Raw genomic sequence first — 15248 nt, 5'->3', positions numbered from 1 at the left:
GAGGCGCGCATGCGGGGCGGGGTCCAGGTGCTGGCCGTCGGAGCCGTGTTGCTGGCGCTGGCCACGCTGTCCTTCGGGCTGTCGAGGCTGCCCCTGGGGGCGTGGGCGGTGCCGGCCGCGCTGGGCATCGCGCTGTGCAAGGCCGTGCTGATTGCCTTCTTCTTCATGCACCTGGCGGAGCGGCCCGGCGGGCCCCGGCTCGTCATCGGCACCGCGGGCGTCTTCGTTGGCATCCTGGTGGGGCTGGTGTTGGCGGAAGCCGCGGCCCGGGCGTGGCCGACGTTGCCGCCAGGGCCCTTTCCCGTATCGCGGTTGCCGGGCACCGAACGAAGCGGCCCTCCTCGCGCGGCGCCGCCCTGGCTGCCGCTGCCCTGATGCGCCCGAGCCGCGGGCTCAGGGCGGTGGTGCCGGGAGTGCCCGGACGCCACGGCGCTTCGCATCCATGTGGAGCAAGACCTTCCGGACAGGCGTCAGGACGCCCAGGCACGCGCCGAAGACCAGGTGCAGGAGCAGGAACGCGGCGATGGGCGGTCCCGCTCGCTCCAGCGGGGGCGCGGCCCAGGGGACGACCAGCACGGGCATGACGGCCTGGAGCGTCAGGCCCGCGAGCAGGCCCAGCATCACGGCCGCCAGTGCCGTGCCACCCCGAGGCACCAGCATCGCGAAGGCGGTGGCGAGCCCTCCCGCCGTCGCGAAGTGCAGGACGAAGCCGAGCACCACCGCCGCGGCCCCAGCGGGCGCGTGCCTGAAGACCACGCCGCCCACCAGCCGTGGCGCGTACCAGAGGTCGCCCTGGGTGATACCGCCCAGCAGCAGGGCCAGCGCGGCCATGACCCAGGCGCCGAGCGTGCCCACCAGCCCTCCCGCGATGAGCACGTCCCGGACCAGGCTCCAGTGGGCCACGGCGTCCGCGTGTTCCGCCTGGAGCTCCCGCTGCCGCCTGCGGTCCATGGCGCCACCTTCCTTCTGATTCGTCCCGACCCATGACGTGACGGGACGGGCCTGGGCGTGGCGGCAGTGTCCCTCGCGCTCTCGTGCCGCGCGTAGTGTCTCCCGGGCGCGTCGTTCGCTGCCTGGCGGGCATTGTGCCGGTCCACGGGGCCAGTAGTCCCGTGCACCGGGCGTAGCGGCCCGCCATGGCCCGGTGGACCTTGGAGGCGCATCCACCCGTGTCTGGCGTTCAATCCTCGCCGTCGGGCCCCAGGCGCGGCTCGTACGGACCTCCAGCGGGGTGGTGTTCCTCCAGGTCGTTCTGGTGCGTGCGCTCCCAGAGCGGGATGCCGGCGCGAAACGCCGCCTGCGCGATGAGCAGCGTGGCCACTGGCGTCATGACGAAGACGAAGGTGACGCCCAGCGCCGCGCGGGCCACCACGCTGACGTCTCCCAGGCCCAGCGCCGCCGCGCCCATCAGCAGGCCCACGCCCAGCGAGGACGCCTTCGCGGCCCCGTGGAGCCGCAGGAACAGGTCCGGCATCCGGAACAGGCCCAGCCCCGCCAGGAGCATCAGCAGCGCCCCCAACACCAGCAACACCGCGGTGATGATTTCCTTCATGGGACGCCCTTCCGTGCGCTGTAGAGGTATCTGGCGATGACGATGGTGCCCATGGACCCGATGACGGCCAGCACCAGCGCCACGTCCACCAACTCGGGCTGTCCCACCCAAAGGGCGTAGACGGTGATGACCGCCGACGTCTGGAGCGAGAAGAGGTCCAGCGCCACCACCCGGTCCGTCAGCGACGGACCTCGGAGCAGCCGGTGGAGCGAGAACAACATCGAGACGGAGATGGCCCCGAGGGCCCCCTGGGTGATGTTCTGCAGCCAGTCGCTCATCGCAGTGCCCTCAACAGTGGAATCTCCACACGTTCGCGGAGCTCCTGGCAGAACGCCTCCCGGGTGGTGGCGAACATGACGTGGACGTAGATGGCCTTGCGGTCCTCGGACACCTCCAGGGCCAGCGTGCCCGGCGCGAAGGTGACGATGAGCGTCAGCAGCGTGATCTCCGCGTCCGTGCGCGCCTCCATGTCGTAGCGGTAGATGGCGGGACGGGTGAGGAGCTTGGGCGTCGCGATCTCGTAGGCCACTCGCACGTTGGCGACCAGCACGTCCCAGCCCACCCCCGCCACCAGCCGCACCACGTTCCACGCCTGCGTCCCATAGCGCGAGGGCACATGCTGCGTGTCGATGAGGGCCAGCAGCACGAAGCCGATGACGAACCCCGTGAGGAGGTTCTCCGGAGTGACGTTCCCCAGCATCGCGGCCCAGAGGAGCGCCAGCATCAGGTTCCAGAGGAACGCGGTCATGGGCGTCCCCCCAGCACCGCCCGCACATACTCCTCCGGGTCCAGCAACTGGCCCGCGGCGGCGTCCGCCAGCTCCAGCAACGGCTCGGCTCCCAGGCCCAGGACGACCATGAACAGTGTCATCGCAATGCAGGGTCCGAGCACGCCGTCTCCCAGGCTCAGCGGCCGAGCGGGTTCCTGCGGCTGGTTCTCCGGCGGCGCCTTCCAGAAGGCCTCGCGCCAGATCTTCATCATGGAGAAGAGGGTGAGCAGGCCCACGACGACAGCCGTCCCCGCGATGATCCAGTGTTCGGCCCGCAGCGCCGCCTGGATGACGGCCAGCTTGGCGAAGAACCCGGAGAAGGGCGGCACGCCCGCGAGCGACAGCGCGGGGATGAAGAACAGCGCGGCCAGCAGGGGCTGGCTCCGGTACAGGTTGCCCATCTGGTGCAAGTCATAGGTGCGGGTGACTCGCGCGGTGGCCCCGCTCACCAGGAAGAGCGCCGACTTCGCGAAGATGTAGTGGATGAGGAAGGCGATGAACGCCGTCAGCGCGCCCCGGGTGAGCATCCCCAGGGCGGCGATGAGGTAGCCAATCTGGCTGATGATGTGGAAGGACAGCAGCCGGCGCATGTCGTACTGCGCCACCGCGCCCAGCACGCCCGTCACCATGGTGAGGCCGCCCATCACCAGCAGGAGGGTGCTGGTGAGCTGAGGGTCCTGCGTGAAGACCAGGGTGAACACGCGCGCCAGGGCGTAGACGCCGACCTTGGTGAGGAGCGCGGAGAAGAGCGTCGTCACCGCCGCCGGGGGCGTGTGGTACGAGGCCGGCAGCCAGAAGAAGAGGGGAAAGGCGCCCGCCTTCAGCGCGAAGGCCACCAGGAAGAACATGGACACGACCGTCATCAGGTTCGGCGTGTCCAGGCCTGGCACCGTGACGGCCAGGTCCGCCAGGTTCAGCGTGCCCGCGGCCCCGTACAGCAGGCCCACCGCGCACAGCAGCACCACCGAGCCCATGAGGCTCAGCGACATGTATTTGATGGACGCTTCGAGCTGCTCCTGTCGGGCCTCCAGCGCGAGCAGCACGAACGAGGCGCCCAGCATGACCTCGATCCACACGAAAAGGTTGAAGAGGTCTCCGGTCAGGAACGCGCCGCACACGCCGCCCACCAGCACCAGCACCAGCGGGTAGTAGGCGCCCGCCTCCTTCGACGCCGGGAGCGTGGCCGCTGAGTAGGAGACCACCGTCAGGCCCATCACCCCGGTGACGAGCACCAGCAGGGCGCTCAGCAGGTCCGCGACCAGGGTGATGCCAAAGGGCGCCGCCCACCCGCCCACCTGCATGGACTGGATGCCTTCGCGGCGCACCGTCACCAGCAGCATCGCGCCCACCACGGCGAGGGACACCATGGTCATCAGCGCCAGCCACCGGCGCGGCCACGCGCGTGACGGGGCGAGCAGCCCCGTGGCCGCGGCGCCCAGGCACAGGATCATGGGCAGGCTGAGCAGCACGGAGTGCGTCATTGTTTGGAGTCCTTCAGCTCGGTGCGCAGCGCCCGCGTGTCATCGGTCCCCGTCTCCTGCGCGGCGCGGTGCACCAGCACCAGCAGCAGCGCGAGCAGGCCGAAGTTGATGACGATGGCGGTGAGGATGAAGGCCTGGGGCACCGGGTCCGCGTAGGGCGGGGAGAGGGCCTCCTGGCCTTCGGGCACCAGGGGCGCGAAGCCGCGCTGCAGCCCGTTGATGGTGAAGATCAGGAGGTTGGTGGCGCTGCCCAGCAGCACCAGCCCCAGCGCGATGCGGACGATGCTGTGGAGCATCAGGCAGTAGAACCCCGCAGCGAAGAGGCCGCCCACGGTGATCGCGAGGAACAGTTCCATGCCTAGCCCCCCATCTCCGGCGCCGTGGTGTCCTCGCCCCGGGCCATGCCCAGGATGAAGCACATGGCCGTCCCCAGGACGACCAGATAGATGCCCAGGTCGAAGAGCTGCGGGGTGCCCACCTTCAATCCATCCGTCCCCGGCACGGGCAACCGCGCCCAGATTCCGGACAGGAAGGGCCGGCCTTCCATCATCGAAGGGACGCCGCTGAAGAGCGCCACCAGCAGGCCCGCAGCGGCCAACCGGGTGGGGTGCACCCGCAGTTGCTTGCGCGCCGCGGTCCGGCCAAACGCCACCATCAGCAACGCGAACGCAGTGGCCGCCATCAGTCCGCCAACGAAGCCGCCACCGGGGATGTCATGGCCCCGCACGGCCAGCACCAGGGACACGAGCAGCAGCACCGGGGCCATCAGCCGCGCCACGGTGTGCATCACCACGGGGTTCATACCTGCCTCTTCTTTCGCTGCGAGCGCGTGCGGAACAGGAGATAGACACCCAGTCCGGACGTCGCCAGCACGGTGGCCTCTCCCAGGGTGTCGAGCGCCCGGAAGTCCACCAGGATGACGTTGACGATGTTCAGCCCCTTGCCGGCGGGCACGCTCTGCGTTGCGTAGAAGTCCGCCAGCCGCGTGTGCGAGGGCACCGAGGCCACGTGCAGGATGATCCAGGTGATGAGCCCGCCCACGGCCAGGGGCAGGGCCGCCGTCCACCAGCGGAAGCGGTGCTCATGCGGCTGCACCGGGAAGCGCGAGAAGACGAGCGCGAACAGGATGACGGTGAGCGTCTGCACCACGATCTGCGTCATGGCCAGGTCCGGCGCGCCGAAGAACACGTACAGCAGCGCCTCCGCCAGGCCCAGCGCGCCCAGCGCGAGGATGGACGTCAGCGCCGAGCGTGACACCACGGCCAGCACCGCCGACACCAGGATGCCCACCAGGACCACCACTTCATGAGACAGCACGTATTTGGACACGCCCCGGGGCCATTCCCCCAGGCGCAGGAAGACGGCCAGCGCCAGCAGTCCGCCGAACGTGGCCAGGGTGACGACGATGTACTGGTGCAGCGAGCCGTTCTGGAGCACCCGCGTCATCGACGAGGACAGCTTGAGCAGGCCGCTCAGGGAGGCCTGGTAGAAGCGCTCCGGGCCGTGGCTGGACAGGTTCAGGGCGCGCAGGCCCTTCAGCACCGGCTGGCGCAGCGCGAAGAGGCCCCCGCCCAAGACGAGGCTCCCCGCGCTCAACCCCAGGGCGGGTGTCACGCCATGCCACAGCGTCAGCTTGAGGTCCCCCGCCTGGCTTCCACCAATGTCCACCGCCGCGATGGCCAGCAGGGGCTGGATGGCCCAGGGCACCAGGCCCAACACCAGCCCGGCGGCGGCGAGCAGCGCGGGCCCCACCCACATGGACGGAGGCGCTTCGTGGACCTTCGACTCCGGCTTTTCGGCGCGGAACGTCTTGCCCGCGAAGGGCTGTACGCCCACGCGCAGCGCCGCGGCCACCATGCCGCCGAAGCCCACCGTGGCCCCCACCGCCAGGGGCCAGCCCCCTGGGCCCTCCAGGCAGGCCTCGTAGATGAGCTCCTTGCCCATGAAGCCAAAGAGAGGGGGCAGGCCCATCATCGACAAGGAGGCGGCCGCGGAGGCCGCGGCCGTCATCGGCATGCGCTTGCGCAGCCCGCTCAGGTGCGCCACGTCGCGCGTGCCCGTCTCGTGGTCCACCGAGCCCGCCACCAGGAACAGCGTGCCCTTGTAGAGCGCGTGCGCGGTGAGGAACGTCACCATGGCCTGGATGGAGGCCGCGGTGCCCTGACCCAGCAACATCACCAATGCGCCCAGGACACTCACCGTCGCGTACGCGAGCACCAGCTTGAGGTCCGTGTGCCCCAGCGCCAGCAGGGCGCCCAGCACCATCGTCGTCGTGCCCACGACGGTGAGGATGGTTTCCCACGGGGGTGTGCCTCCCAGGACGGGCGACAGCCGCGCCAGCAGGAAGACGCCGGCCTTCACCATGGTGGCGGAGTGGAGGTACGCGCTCACGGGCGTGGGTGCCGTCATCGCGCCCGGCAGCCAGGTGTGGAACGGCATCTGCGCTGATTTGGTGAAGGCGCCGCCCAGCACCAACAGGAGGATGGCCAGGTAGCGGGGGCTGTCGCGCACGGTGCCCGCGGCGGCGATGGTGCCGGAGATGGACAGCGTGCCCACCACGTCGCCCAGCAGGAGCAGGCCCACCAGCAGGGACTGTCCGCCCAGCGCGGTGATGAGCAGGGCCCGCTGCGCGGATTCGCGGGCGGCGTCTTCCTTGTGCTCGAAGCCGATGAGGATGAACGAGCTGAAGGTCGTCACCTCCCAGCAGACGAAGAGCAGGAGCGTGTTGTCGGCGAGGACGATGCCCAGCATCCCGCCCATGAAGAGCAGGAGCCAGCCGTAGAAGCGGCCCAGCACCTCATGGTGGACCAGGTAGCGCCCCGCGTAGATGACCACGAGCGTGCCCAGGCCGGTGATGAGCAGCGCCATCAGCAGGGACAGGCCGTCCAGCCGCAGCGCGAGTTCGATGCCCAGGTCCGGCATCCACGGCAGCGTCAGCGATGGCACCTCACCCTGGACCCCGGCGGGAACCTGTGCGCCGAACCACACCGCCAGCCCCGCCGGAAACAGGGCGAGCACCCAGCCCGCCCATGACTTGAACAGCCGGGTGATCAGCACGGCCAAAGCCGCGGCGATGAACGGAACGAAGAAGGCGATACACAGAGCCATGACCGAGGGCCAGCAGGCCATTGCCTGGGTGTCTGCCTCCAGGCTTCTTCCTTGCACGGCCTCCGCGAGGGCCAGTGGTGGACAGTCCCCGCGGTCGCCCAGCCTCGAAGTGTCGACCAGTGCCCGGTCGCTGCCCCGGCCGCTGGACGGGCGGATGGGAGCTCCGCCGCAGGCGGCGGTGCCCGGGTGCCTAGCTTGATGGCGTCCCCGAACCCGAGGAGCCGTCATGAGCGCCACCGTCTCCGACTACCTGCTGCACCGCCTGTCCCAGTGGGGCGTCCGCCGCATCTATGGCTATCCCGGTGACGGCATCAACGGCATCCTCGGCGCGCTCGGGCGCACGTCGGAGTTCCGCTTCGTGCAGACGCGCCATGAAGAGATGTCCGCGTTCATGGCCTGTGCGCACGCGAAGTTCACCGGCGAGCCGGGCGTGTGTCTGGCCACGTCGGGGCCCGGGGCCATCCACCTGCTCAATGGCCTCTATGACGCCAAGCTGGACCACCAGCCGGTGGTGGCCATCGTCGGACAACAGACGCGCGCCGCGCTGGGCGGCCACTTCCAGCAGGAGGTGGACCTGTTGTCCCTCTTCAAGGACGTGGCCAGCGAATACATCACCATGGTGACCAGCCCCTCCGCCATCCGCCACGCGGTGGACCGGGCGATGCGCGTCGCCATCTACGAGCGCACCGTGACGTGCGTCATCATCCCCAATGACGTCCAGGAAGAGGCCTACCACAAGCCTCCGCACGCGCACGGCACCCTCCATTCGAGCGTGGGCTACAGCGTGCCGCGCGTGCTGCCTCGCGAGCGGGACTTGCGGCGGGCGGCGGACGTGCTCAACGCCGGGAAGAAGGTGGCCATGCTGGTGGGTGCCGGAGCGCAGGCCGCGGCGGACGAGGTGATGCACGTGGCGGAGCTGTTGGGCGCGGGCGTGGCGAAGGCCCTGCTGGGCAAGGCGGTGCTGCCGGATGACGTGCCCTATGTCACCGGCTCCATCGGGCTGCTGGGCACCAAGGCGAGCTGGGACCTGATGTCGGACTGCGACACGTTGCTGATGGTGGGCACCAGCTTTCCGTACTCGGAGTTCCTCCCGAAGGAGGGGCAGGCCCGGGGCGTTCAAATCGACCTCGATGGCCGGATGCTGGCCATCCGCTACCCCATGGAGGTGGCGCTGGTGGGGGACAGTCAGGAGACGTTGAAGGCGCTGATTCCCATGCTCGAGCACAAGAAGGACCGGAGCTGGCGCGACAGCGTGGTGAAGAGCGTGCGGCAGTGGGAGAAGACGGCGGAGGCGCTCGCGATGGACAGCGCGAATCCCCTCAACCCGCGGCGCGTGTTCTTCGAGCTGTCGCCCCGGCTGCCGGATGGCGTCATCCTGACGGCGGATTCGGGGTCGGGCACGAGCTGGTACGCGCAGCACCTGAAGATACGCAAGGGGATGATGGCCTCGCTGTCCGGGAACCTGGCCAGCATGGGCTGCGGCGTGCCCTACGCCATCGGCGCCAAGTTCGCATTCCCGCACAGGCCCGTCATCGCGCTGGTGGGCGACGGCGCCATGCAGATGAATGGCAACGCGGAGCTCATCACCGTGGCCAAGTACTGGAAGGAGTGGAAGGACCCGCGCTTCATCGTCATGGTCCTCAACAACCGGGACCTCAACATGGTGACGTGGGAGCAGCGCGTGCTGGCGGGCGATCCGAAGTTGCCCGCGTCCCAGGACCTGCCGGACTTCCCCTACGCGGCCTATGCGGAGTCCCTGGGCTTCAAGGGCATTCGCGTGGACCGGCCGGAGTCGCTGGGCCGCGCGTGGGATGAGGCGCTGAGCGCCGACCGGCCCGTCGTCTTCGAGGCCTACGTGGACCCGGACGTCCCGCTGCTACCGCCCCACATCACCTTCGAACAGGCGAAGCATTATGCCCAGGCGCTGGCGAAGGGCGACGTGGACACGGGCGGCATCCTGAAGCAGTCGCTCAAGGGCATGGTGGAGACACTGCTGCCTCGGGGCGGCGGGAAGTCTTGAGCGGCAAGCTCCGGCGCTCCTCCATTGGCCGGGGTACTGGGGTGTCACCCTTCTGTCAGCCAACGCCCGATACCGGGGCAGGACGGCGGCTCACGGCTCGCGAGGTTGGTAGGGGCGGGCGTCCAGCGGCAGCTCCAGGGAGAAGGTCGTTCCGGTCGCGGCGTCACTCTGGACGGAGACCGTTCCTCCATGTGCTTGCGCACACCCCCAGACGAGCGTCAGTCCAAGCCCCCAACCCTTCGAAGGGCCTCCCTGCGCAGAGTGGGTCCGGGTGAAGGGCTTGAAAATCTGTTCCTGGTCAGCGGGCGCGAGGACGGGGCCGCGGTTGTGGACGGACGCTCGCGCCCGGTCTCCGGCGCGTGTGACGGTGAAGGTGATGGGCTCCGCGGCGGCCCCGTACTTGATGGCGTTGCTGCCCAGGTTCCAGAGAGCGCGGCGGAGCTCTTCCGCGCTCCAGATTCCCCGGACGCGCTCCTCCGAGTGGAGGACGAAGCGGTCCCCATGGAGCGCAATCAGCTCTTCGACCACTTCCTGAGCGACACCGCCCAGGTCGCACATGTCGAGGCGAAGCGGGAGCCGCTGGCCCCCCTGGATGCGGTTCGCGTCGAGGAGATCCCGCACCATCCGGTCGGTGCGTTCGATGTTCCGGTCAATGCGCATCGCCAGGTCGCGTCGTTGGTCCAGTCGCTCGGGATGCCGCATAAGCAGCTGAGCCCCAGACTTTGCCGCCGACAGGGGGCCGCGAAGGTCGTGGGCGAGCACCGAGACGAAGTGCTCGCGAAGCGCTCGCTCGGCCTGCAACGCTTCGATTTTCTCGCGCAGATTCTCGTACAGCTTGGCGTTGTCCAGGTGGACGCTCAGCTGCTGGCCCAGAGACAGGAGCCGCCCCTTCTCCCGGGCGGTGAATTCCCTGACCTCGGCAAGGCCGACATACATGATGCCTACCAGTGCGCGGTGGGGGGGAAGTCGAACCCCGAGCAGCGAACGAAGTCCGCTCTGACGCAGCGGAGGGCTCACCTCGAGCGACGCCGTCTCGGCATCCAGGACCGAGCTGGTCTCCTCGCCCGCGGCGGCAACCCTGCCAGGAAAGGACGCAGGATTCATGGATGCCGCGTAGTGCTCGAGCTGATCGCTCGCCAATCCCGCGGCGGCCGCGGTGACGAGTCGCTCCCCCTCGGCCTCATACAGGAGCACGGCACCACTCTGGGCGCCCATCGCCTCGATGATCAACTCGAGGACATCCTTCAAGTGGTCACGCAGGGATGCCGCATCCCCCTCGACGAGCGCCTCACTGGCCACCTTCTGGAGCAGTCGCAGGTATCGCTTCTCCGTCTGTTCATCCTCCAGCAGGTGACGGCTGAAGAGTTCCGACACGGCGGTCGATGCGGCATGCAGTTCGGTGAAGAGCCGCTCGACGTCAAGGGCGCTAGGGCGGGCTTCAGGCGAAGCGTTCGCCCACATGCTGGCGATGCACCGTCCCAGGATGGCGAACTCCTCGATGACCTCCGCCACGTTGAAGCCCTGCCGGAGGCGGGCGGCCACATGCGTCTCGACGTGCGCCCGCCGCGCGTGGGCAAGCGCACCGGGCGCCCCTTCCTCGTCAGCGAGCGAGGCCACGTAGACAGGCATGATGTTCTTGAACTCGGGGGCGTCGAGCCCTCGAGCGGACGCGGCCTGAGCTGCCTGCTCGAACCACCGCCGGATGATTTCCTCTTGATGTCGACGGATGATGCCCGCAACGCTCGTCATCGGGAGTCCTCATCCTCCATGATGGACATCGCCTGCTGCTTCCCGCATCCGGAGACACTCAACGTGTCTCGTTGAATGCAGTGCTAGCGCAGCACTAGGAGAGGGAATTCCAAGGGCCGGCCGTCCGCCGCCACCTCTATCCACCGGGGACGCCGCGGCAGCAGGTCCAGGGCCAGCCCCGCCACGGCGCACGCCTTGGCCGTCCGCCACAGCGCGCCTGGGAGTCCTTCCCGCAAGGGACTGGCGACCTCCGTGACTCTTTCCGCGTCACGCTCCACGGCGAGCCCAAGGAGGAGGAGGGGGCCACGAACGGGCCCTCGCGTGGCATGTCTCGGCGGGGACGCTCCTGGTCCGACGGTGTTCGCCAGCGAGCGAGGGCATCGGCCTTGGGGGCTTCGCGAGGGGGCACTTCCCTCCGCGTGCGGATGGCCACAGGGCGGGACGGTCCGTTAGGGTCTCGACATGGTGGTGAAGATTGCCTCGCGGCCGGAGCCTGGGCGTCACCCCGAGCCAGGCCGGCTGCGCGCGTGGCACCTCGTGTGCCCCTCCGAGGCGCTCCGGCCCGGGCAGGTGATGCGTTGGAGCACGGGAACACGGGAGCTGGTCCTCTTCCGGGGACGGAGCGGCGCGGTCCACGCCCTCGCCGCCCATTGTCCCCACATGGGCGCGCACCTGGGTCGTGGCACCGTGGTGGGTGATTCGCTGCGGTGTCCGCTCCACCACTGGCAGTTCGACGGCAGTGGCGCCTGCCGAGGGAAGACGGCACAGCGGGCCTTCCCCGTGGTGGAGCGGTACGGCGCCATCCTGGTCTTCAATGGCCCGGTGGTGCTCTTTCCTCCGCCGGAGTTGGGCAACGGGGCGTTGCGCTGGGGGACGTCGGATCGCTTCGCGGTGCGTTGTGACTGGCTGCCCGTGGTGGCCAATGCCTTCGACCTGGAGCACCTGCGCACGGTGCACCATCGCGAGCTGCGGGACGCGCCGGTGGTAGAGCGCCCGGACCCGTTCACCTTGCGCGTTCGGTACACGTCCCGCGTCACGGGCAGCGGGCTCAGTGACCGGGTGATGAAGTTCCTGTCCGGCGATCGCATCGGTGTCACGCTCACGCTGCATGGCGGCACGCTCCTGTCCGTGGAGACCGACCTGGGGCGCACGCGAAGCGCGTTGCTCGCGGGCCTTCATCAGAGTGAGGAGGGGTTGTTCGTGCGGCTGGCCTTCGCCGCGCGGCGCAGTCGGCTTCCGGGGGTGGACTGGCTGGCGCTCCAGGTGTCGCGGTGGCTGTTCACGTCGTTCCTGCGGCGCGACCTGTCCGTGCTCGACGGGATGCGCTTCAACCGGGCGGGAGCGGCGGCGGACCCGGTGCTGCGCCAGGTGCTCGACTTCACCGACAACTTGCCGGAGGCGCCCGATGATGACCGCGGGTGAGGGCGAGGGAACCCCGATTCCGGCCGCGCTCAACGCCGTGCTCCTGGTCTGCGCGATGGCGGCCTGTGCCGGATGCTTGTGGCTTGCGTCACATGCGGAGCAGCTCTCCGTCCAACTCCTGGCGGCGGTCGTCTTCTCCTTCGTGAACAACACCGTGTTCTCGCTGCTGCATGAGGCCACGCACGGCGTGCTGCACCCCGTGCGGCGGGTGAACGACACGCTGGGCCGGGTGGCCGCGGCGTTCTTTCCCACGTCCTTCACGATGCAGCGCGCCTTCCACCTGAACCACCACCGCCACAACCGGACGCACCTGGAGCAGTTCGACTACTTCCGGCCCGGAGACAACCGCTTCCTGAAGCGGGCGCAGTGGTACTCCATCCTCACCGGGCTCTACTGGCTGTTCGTCCCGGTGGGGGCGGTGGCCTTCGCGCTCGTTCCCGGATTGCTGCACCGGCTGCGCGGCACGGGCACCCGGTACGGCGAGCAGACCGGCGCGGACGCGTACCTCGGACGCCTGGAAGCAGCGCCTGGAGGCGCCATCCGCGCGGAGGTGCTGCTGGCGGCCTGTGTGCAGGTGGGACTCGTGTTGGCGTTGGATGTGTCCGCGATGGGGTGGGGGCTCTGCTACGCGGCCTTCGCCGTCAACTGGAGCGCGCTCCAATACGCGGACCATGCGTGGTCACCGCTGCATGTCCGTGACGGCGCGTGGGACCTGCGCGTGGCCGCTCCGGTGCGGTGGCTGTTCCTCAACTACCACTATCACCGGGCCCATCACCGGCACCCGCACGTGCCCTGGCTCTACCTGGGGCGCTACGTGGACCCGGAGGTGGCGCGACCGTCCTTCCTGCGCATCTGGCTGTCCATGTGGCGAGGCCCTCGGCCACTGCCCGCCGCAATGGAGGAGCGATGAGCCCGCGTCCCGCGTTGTTCGGCTGGCCACGCAAGGAAGAGCTGGTCCTCACGGCCGTCATGGCCATGGGCTTCGCCCTGTTCTTCGTCGCCGTCTACGGCGGCGCGAGTTGGCTCACGGGCTTCTACACCGGGGGCCTCCGGGTAGAGCTGCCCTTCGAGCGTCACATCCCGTTCATGCCGTCCTGGGCGCTGGTCTACGTCAGCATGGACGTGTTGCTCCTGCTGTCCCTGTTCGTCTTCCGGACGTGGCGGGACATGGTGCCCTTCGCGCTGGCGTTATGTGTGGAGACAGCGCTCGCGGGTGTGAGCTTCCTGCTCTTCCCGGTGGAGGTAGCCTGGCCGCCGCGCGCCGTGGAGGGGACCTGGGCGGGCGTCTTCCAGTTGGCGGACACGCTGAACCTGGAGCGGAACTACCTGCCGTCCCTCCACGTGGCCTTCGCGTGCACGGCGGCCCTGGCCTACGCGGAGCGGGCGGGGGCGCTGGGGCGTGCCCTGTTCGGCCTGTGGGCGCTGGCCATCGCGGCGTCGACGTTGCTCATCCACGAACACCACGTGGTGGATGTGGTCGCGGGGGCATTGTTGGCCTGGGGCACGTGGCGGTGGGTGGCTCCCTGGACGCGCCGCGCGGCGTTCCTGGAGGCCCTGCGAGTCGAAGCCTTGTGCGCCCGGGAGTCCTACCGCTTCGCGCGGCGTCACCTGCGTTACGGGCTGATTGCCCTGGTGCTCTACCGCTACGCGGTGAGCCGGTGGTGGCGCGAGGCACGGGTGGCTCGGGTGGGCTTCTGCTTCCTCCAACTGGTGGACGACGTGCTGGACGGGGACCGCGCCGTGGACGGAGAGCCGCTCGATTGGGTGGACGCGCTCCTCTTGGAGCTGGAGTCGGGGCGAGGGGAGGACCGGGGGACGGCGGCCACGCTGGGGCGCGTGCTGCTCGAGCGGCTGGGAGACGACACGGCGCGCGCCCAGGTCTTCGCGCTGGTGCGGACGATGCGCAAGGACCGGGAGCGGGTGAAGGCCGGACAGTGGTGGAGCGCGGAGGCGCTTCGCGCGCAGCAACGCGACACGTTCTGCTTGTCGGTGGATTTGATGCTGCACGTCGCCGGGGCGGGCGTCCGGGCCGAGGACGCGCCCGCGCTGATGGATGCATTCGGTTGGTGCTCGGTGATGCGGGACCTGCGGGAGGACCTGGTCCAGGGGCTCTACAACGTTCCGGAAGTGGTCGCGGCGGCCGTCCGGAGTGAGGGGGCGGACCCTACGCACATCGATGCACTGTTGGGCACGGAGCCGGGCCGCGAGTGGATGACGGCGGAGTACGTCCGGGCCAGGGCGTTGTTGGATGATTCGGCCGGACAGCTGGCGGCATTGGAGGGCCGTCCGGGGCTGGCGTTGCTGCGCCTGTTCCACCGCTCCATCGAGTCCTTCTGGCGCAAGCGCCTTCCCCGGCGCCATCCCTTCCTGGCCGAAGTGCCGGCCCGTCGGCTTCAGGGCGCGTGAGAGGCGGGCCCGGGGCTTCGGCGCCGCAGACTCCGGCCGATGACCGCGCCCGCCACGAGCGCGCCAAGTCCGATGACCGTCGCGCCCGCGAGCGCGAGGTGCTTCACCCGCGTGAGGAGGGGATTGTCGAAGACGTTGGTGGAGTAGTGGAACGCGGCAATCCGCCAGTGGTCGCCCTCCCGGACCAGGGTGCAGGTCCACCGGCCGTCGATGACGATGTCCGTGCCGTCCGTGAGGACGTAGTGGTCCCGCGACGAACCGCGCGCGATGCCGGTGTCACCGTACAGGCGGGTCAGGTCGTCCACCTCGAACTTCGCCTGGATGCGGTCCACGACGCGATTCGGCCCGCGCATCATCTCGTCGTAGTACGCGCGGATGGATTCCTTCCCCACGCGCACGTCGTTGTTCATCGTGGTGAAGGAGACATCCGGGTGCAGGTGGCTCAGCAGCCGGTCGATGTCCTGGGCATTGAGGGCGTCTTCCATCTCCTGCTTGAGGACGCGCAGGGCGTCATGGGTGGCGGCGTCGGCGGTGGGCTGCTGGGCCAGCACCGCGGACGGCAGGAACGCGAACAGCAGCGCCACCACACAACAGCCAGGCAAGCGGATCATCGAGGCTCCGGAGGGGTGAATCCGCCCATCCTAGAGAGCCTTCCGGCCGGTGGTGCATGGAAGTTGCCGTCCGGGGTGCCCCAGCGCACCGAGGGCCGGTGGACAGGGGCCCACGCCCCGGGGTGATTCC

Annotated in this window: 16 protein-coding genes; 5 read left to right on the top strand and 11 right to left on the bottom strand. The window is 69.4% G+C overall.

Going from position 1 to position 15248, the window contains the following annotated elements; all coding sequences use genetic code 11:
• Nucleotides 1–9 precede the first annotated feature (9 nt).
• Nucleotides 10–375: a cytochrome C oxidase subunit IV family protein gene (locus BHS09_RS19490; protein ID WP_140798562.1), complete on the top strand. Its 366-nt coding sequence runs from the start codon at nt 10–12 to the stop codon at nt 373–375.
• Between the two features lie 18 nt (nt 376–393).
• On the opposite strand, the gene BHS09_RS19485 is transcribed toward BHS09_RS19490, so the two are convergent.
• The 8 genes from BHS09_RS19485 to mbhE form a co-directional block, all read right to left on the bottom strand.
• Nucleotides 394–951 (bottom strand): hypothetical protein, encoded by a 558-nt coding sequence (locus BHS09_RS19485; protein WP_140798561.1) that lies wholly within the window; start codon nt 949–951, stop codon nt 394–396.
• Nucleotides 952–1180: 229 nt separating this feature from the next.
• Entirely contained in the window at nt 1181–1552 is a 372-nt protein-coding gene (mnhG, locus tag BHS09_RS19480; RefSeq protein WP_140792086.1) for a monovalent cation/H(+) antiporter subunit G, read from the bottom strand.
• Nucleotides 1549–1830, bottom strand: a complete 282-nt coding sequence (locus BHS09_RS19475; protein WP_140792085.1) for an MrpF/PhaF family protein — start codon at nt 1828–1830, stop codon at nt 1549–1551. The genes mnhG and BHS09_RS19475 overlap by 4 nt, the downstream gene beginning before the upstream one ends.
• On the bottom strand, nt 1827–2300 hold the full coding sequence (locus BHS09_RS19470) for a Na+/H+ antiporter subunit E (RefSeq protein ID WP_140792084.1): 474 nt from the start codon (nt 2298–2300) through the stop codon (nt 1827–1829). Before BHS09_RS19470 ends, BHS09_RS19475 begins: the two co-directional genes overlap by 4 nt.
• Complete coding sequence (locus tag BHS09_RS19465; RefSeq protein ID WP_140798560.1) at nt 2297–3802, bottom strand: proton-conducting transporter transmembrane domain-containing protein; 1506 nt, start codon at nt 3800–3802, stop codon at nt 2297–2299. Before BHS09_RS19465 ends, BHS09_RS19470 begins: the two co-directional genes overlap by 4 nt.
• Nucleotides 3799–4158 (bottom strand): NADH-quinone oxidoreductase subunit K, encoded by a 360-nt coding sequence (locus BHS09_RS19460; RefSeq protein WP_140792082.1) that lies wholly within the window; start codon nt 4156–4158, stop codon nt 3799–3801. The genes BHS09_RS19465 and BHS09_RS19460 overlap by 4 nt, the downstream gene beginning before the upstream one ends.
• Nucleotides 4159–4160: 2 nt before the next feature.
• Nucleotides 4161–4604 carry a Na+/H+ antiporter subunit B gene (locus BHS09_RS19455; protein WP_140792081.1) on the bottom strand — a complete coding sequence of 148 codons (444 nt, stop codon included), beginning with the start codon at nt 4602–4604 and terminating at the stop codon, nt 4161–4163.
• The gene (mbhE, locus tag BHS09_RS19450) at nt 4601–6910 is read right to left on the bottom strand and encodes a hydrogen gas-evolving membrane-bound hydrogenase subunit E (protein WP_237079680.1); all 2310 of its coding nucleotides are present in this window, start codon (nt 6908–6910) and stop codon (nt 4601–4603) included. The genes BHS09_RS19455 and mbhE overlap by 4 nt, the downstream gene beginning before the upstream one ends.
• A gap of 226 nt (nt 6911–7136) precedes the next feature.
• Between mbhE and BHS09_RS19445 the strand changes: the two genes are divergently transcribed.
• Nucleotides 7137–8930, top strand: a complete 1794-nt coding sequence (locus tag BHS09_RS19445; RefSeq protein WP_140798558.1) for a thiamine pyrophosphate-requiring protein — start codon at nt 7137–7139, stop codon at nt 8928–8930.
• 90 nt (nt 8931–9020) lie between these two features.
• Here the strand turns inward: BHS09_RS19445 and BHS09_RS19440 are convergent, their stop codons facing one another.
• Nucleotides 9021–10679 carry a sensor histidine kinase gene (locus BHS09_RS19440; RefSeq protein ID WP_140798557.1) on the bottom strand — a complete coding sequence of 553 codons (1659 nt, stop codon included), beginning with the start codon at nt 10677–10679 and terminating at the stop codon, nt 9021–9023.
• Between the two features lie 83 nt (nt 10680–10762).
• Nucleotides 10763–10915 (bottom strand): hypothetical protein, encoded by a 153-nt coding sequence (locus tag BHS09_RS19435; protein WP_201800531.1) that lies wholly within the window; start codon nt 10913–10915, stop codon nt 10763–10765.
• A 226-nt stretch (nt 10916–11141) separates the two neighbouring features.
• Between BHS09_RS19435 and BHS09_RS19430 the strand changes: the two genes are divergently transcribed.
• The 3 genes from BHS09_RS19430 to BHS09_RS19420 are packed head-to-tail and all read left to right on the top strand — an operon-like array spanning nt 11142 to nt 14507.
• Nucleotides 11142–12101, top strand: coding sequence for a Rieske 2Fe-2S domain-containing protein (locus BHS09_RS19430; RefSeq protein WP_140798556.1), 960 nt, complete (start codon nt 11142–11144; stop codon nt 12099–12101).
• Nucleotides 12085–13011 (top strand): fatty acid desaturase, encoded by a 927-nt coding sequence (locus BHS09_RS19425; protein ID WP_140798555.1) that lies wholly within the window; start codon nt 12085–12087, stop codon nt 13009–13011. Before BHS09_RS19430 ends, BHS09_RS19425 begins: the two co-directional genes overlap by 17 nt.
• On the top strand, nt 13008–14507 hold the full coding sequence (locus BHS09_RS19420) for a phosphatase PAP2 family protein (RefSeq protein ID WP_140798554.1): 1500 nt from the start codon (nt 13008–13010) through the stop codon (nt 14505–14507). Before BHS09_RS19425 ends, BHS09_RS19420 begins: the two co-directional genes overlap by 4 nt.
• Here the strand turns inward: BHS09_RS19420 and BHS09_RS19415 are convergent.
• Nucleotides 14495–15118 (bottom strand): SgcJ/EcaC family oxidoreductase, encoded by a 624-nt coding sequence (locus BHS09_RS19415; protein WP_140798553.1) that lies wholly within the window; start codon nt 15116–15118, stop codon nt 14495–14497. The two genes, BHS09_RS19420 and BHS09_RS19415, sit on opposite strands and share 13 nt — an antisense overlap.
• Nucleotides 15119–15248 lie beyond the last annotated feature (130 nt).

Origin of the sequence: Myxococcus xanthus (genome assembly GCF_006402735.1) — a bacterium.
Lineage (GTDB): Bacteria > Myxococcota > Myxococcia > Myxococcales > Myxococcaceae > Myxococcus > Myxococcus xanthus_A.
The sequence above is the reverse complement of the archived record's forward strand: the minus strand, read 5'-3'. Positions and strand labels throughout refer to the sequence as shown.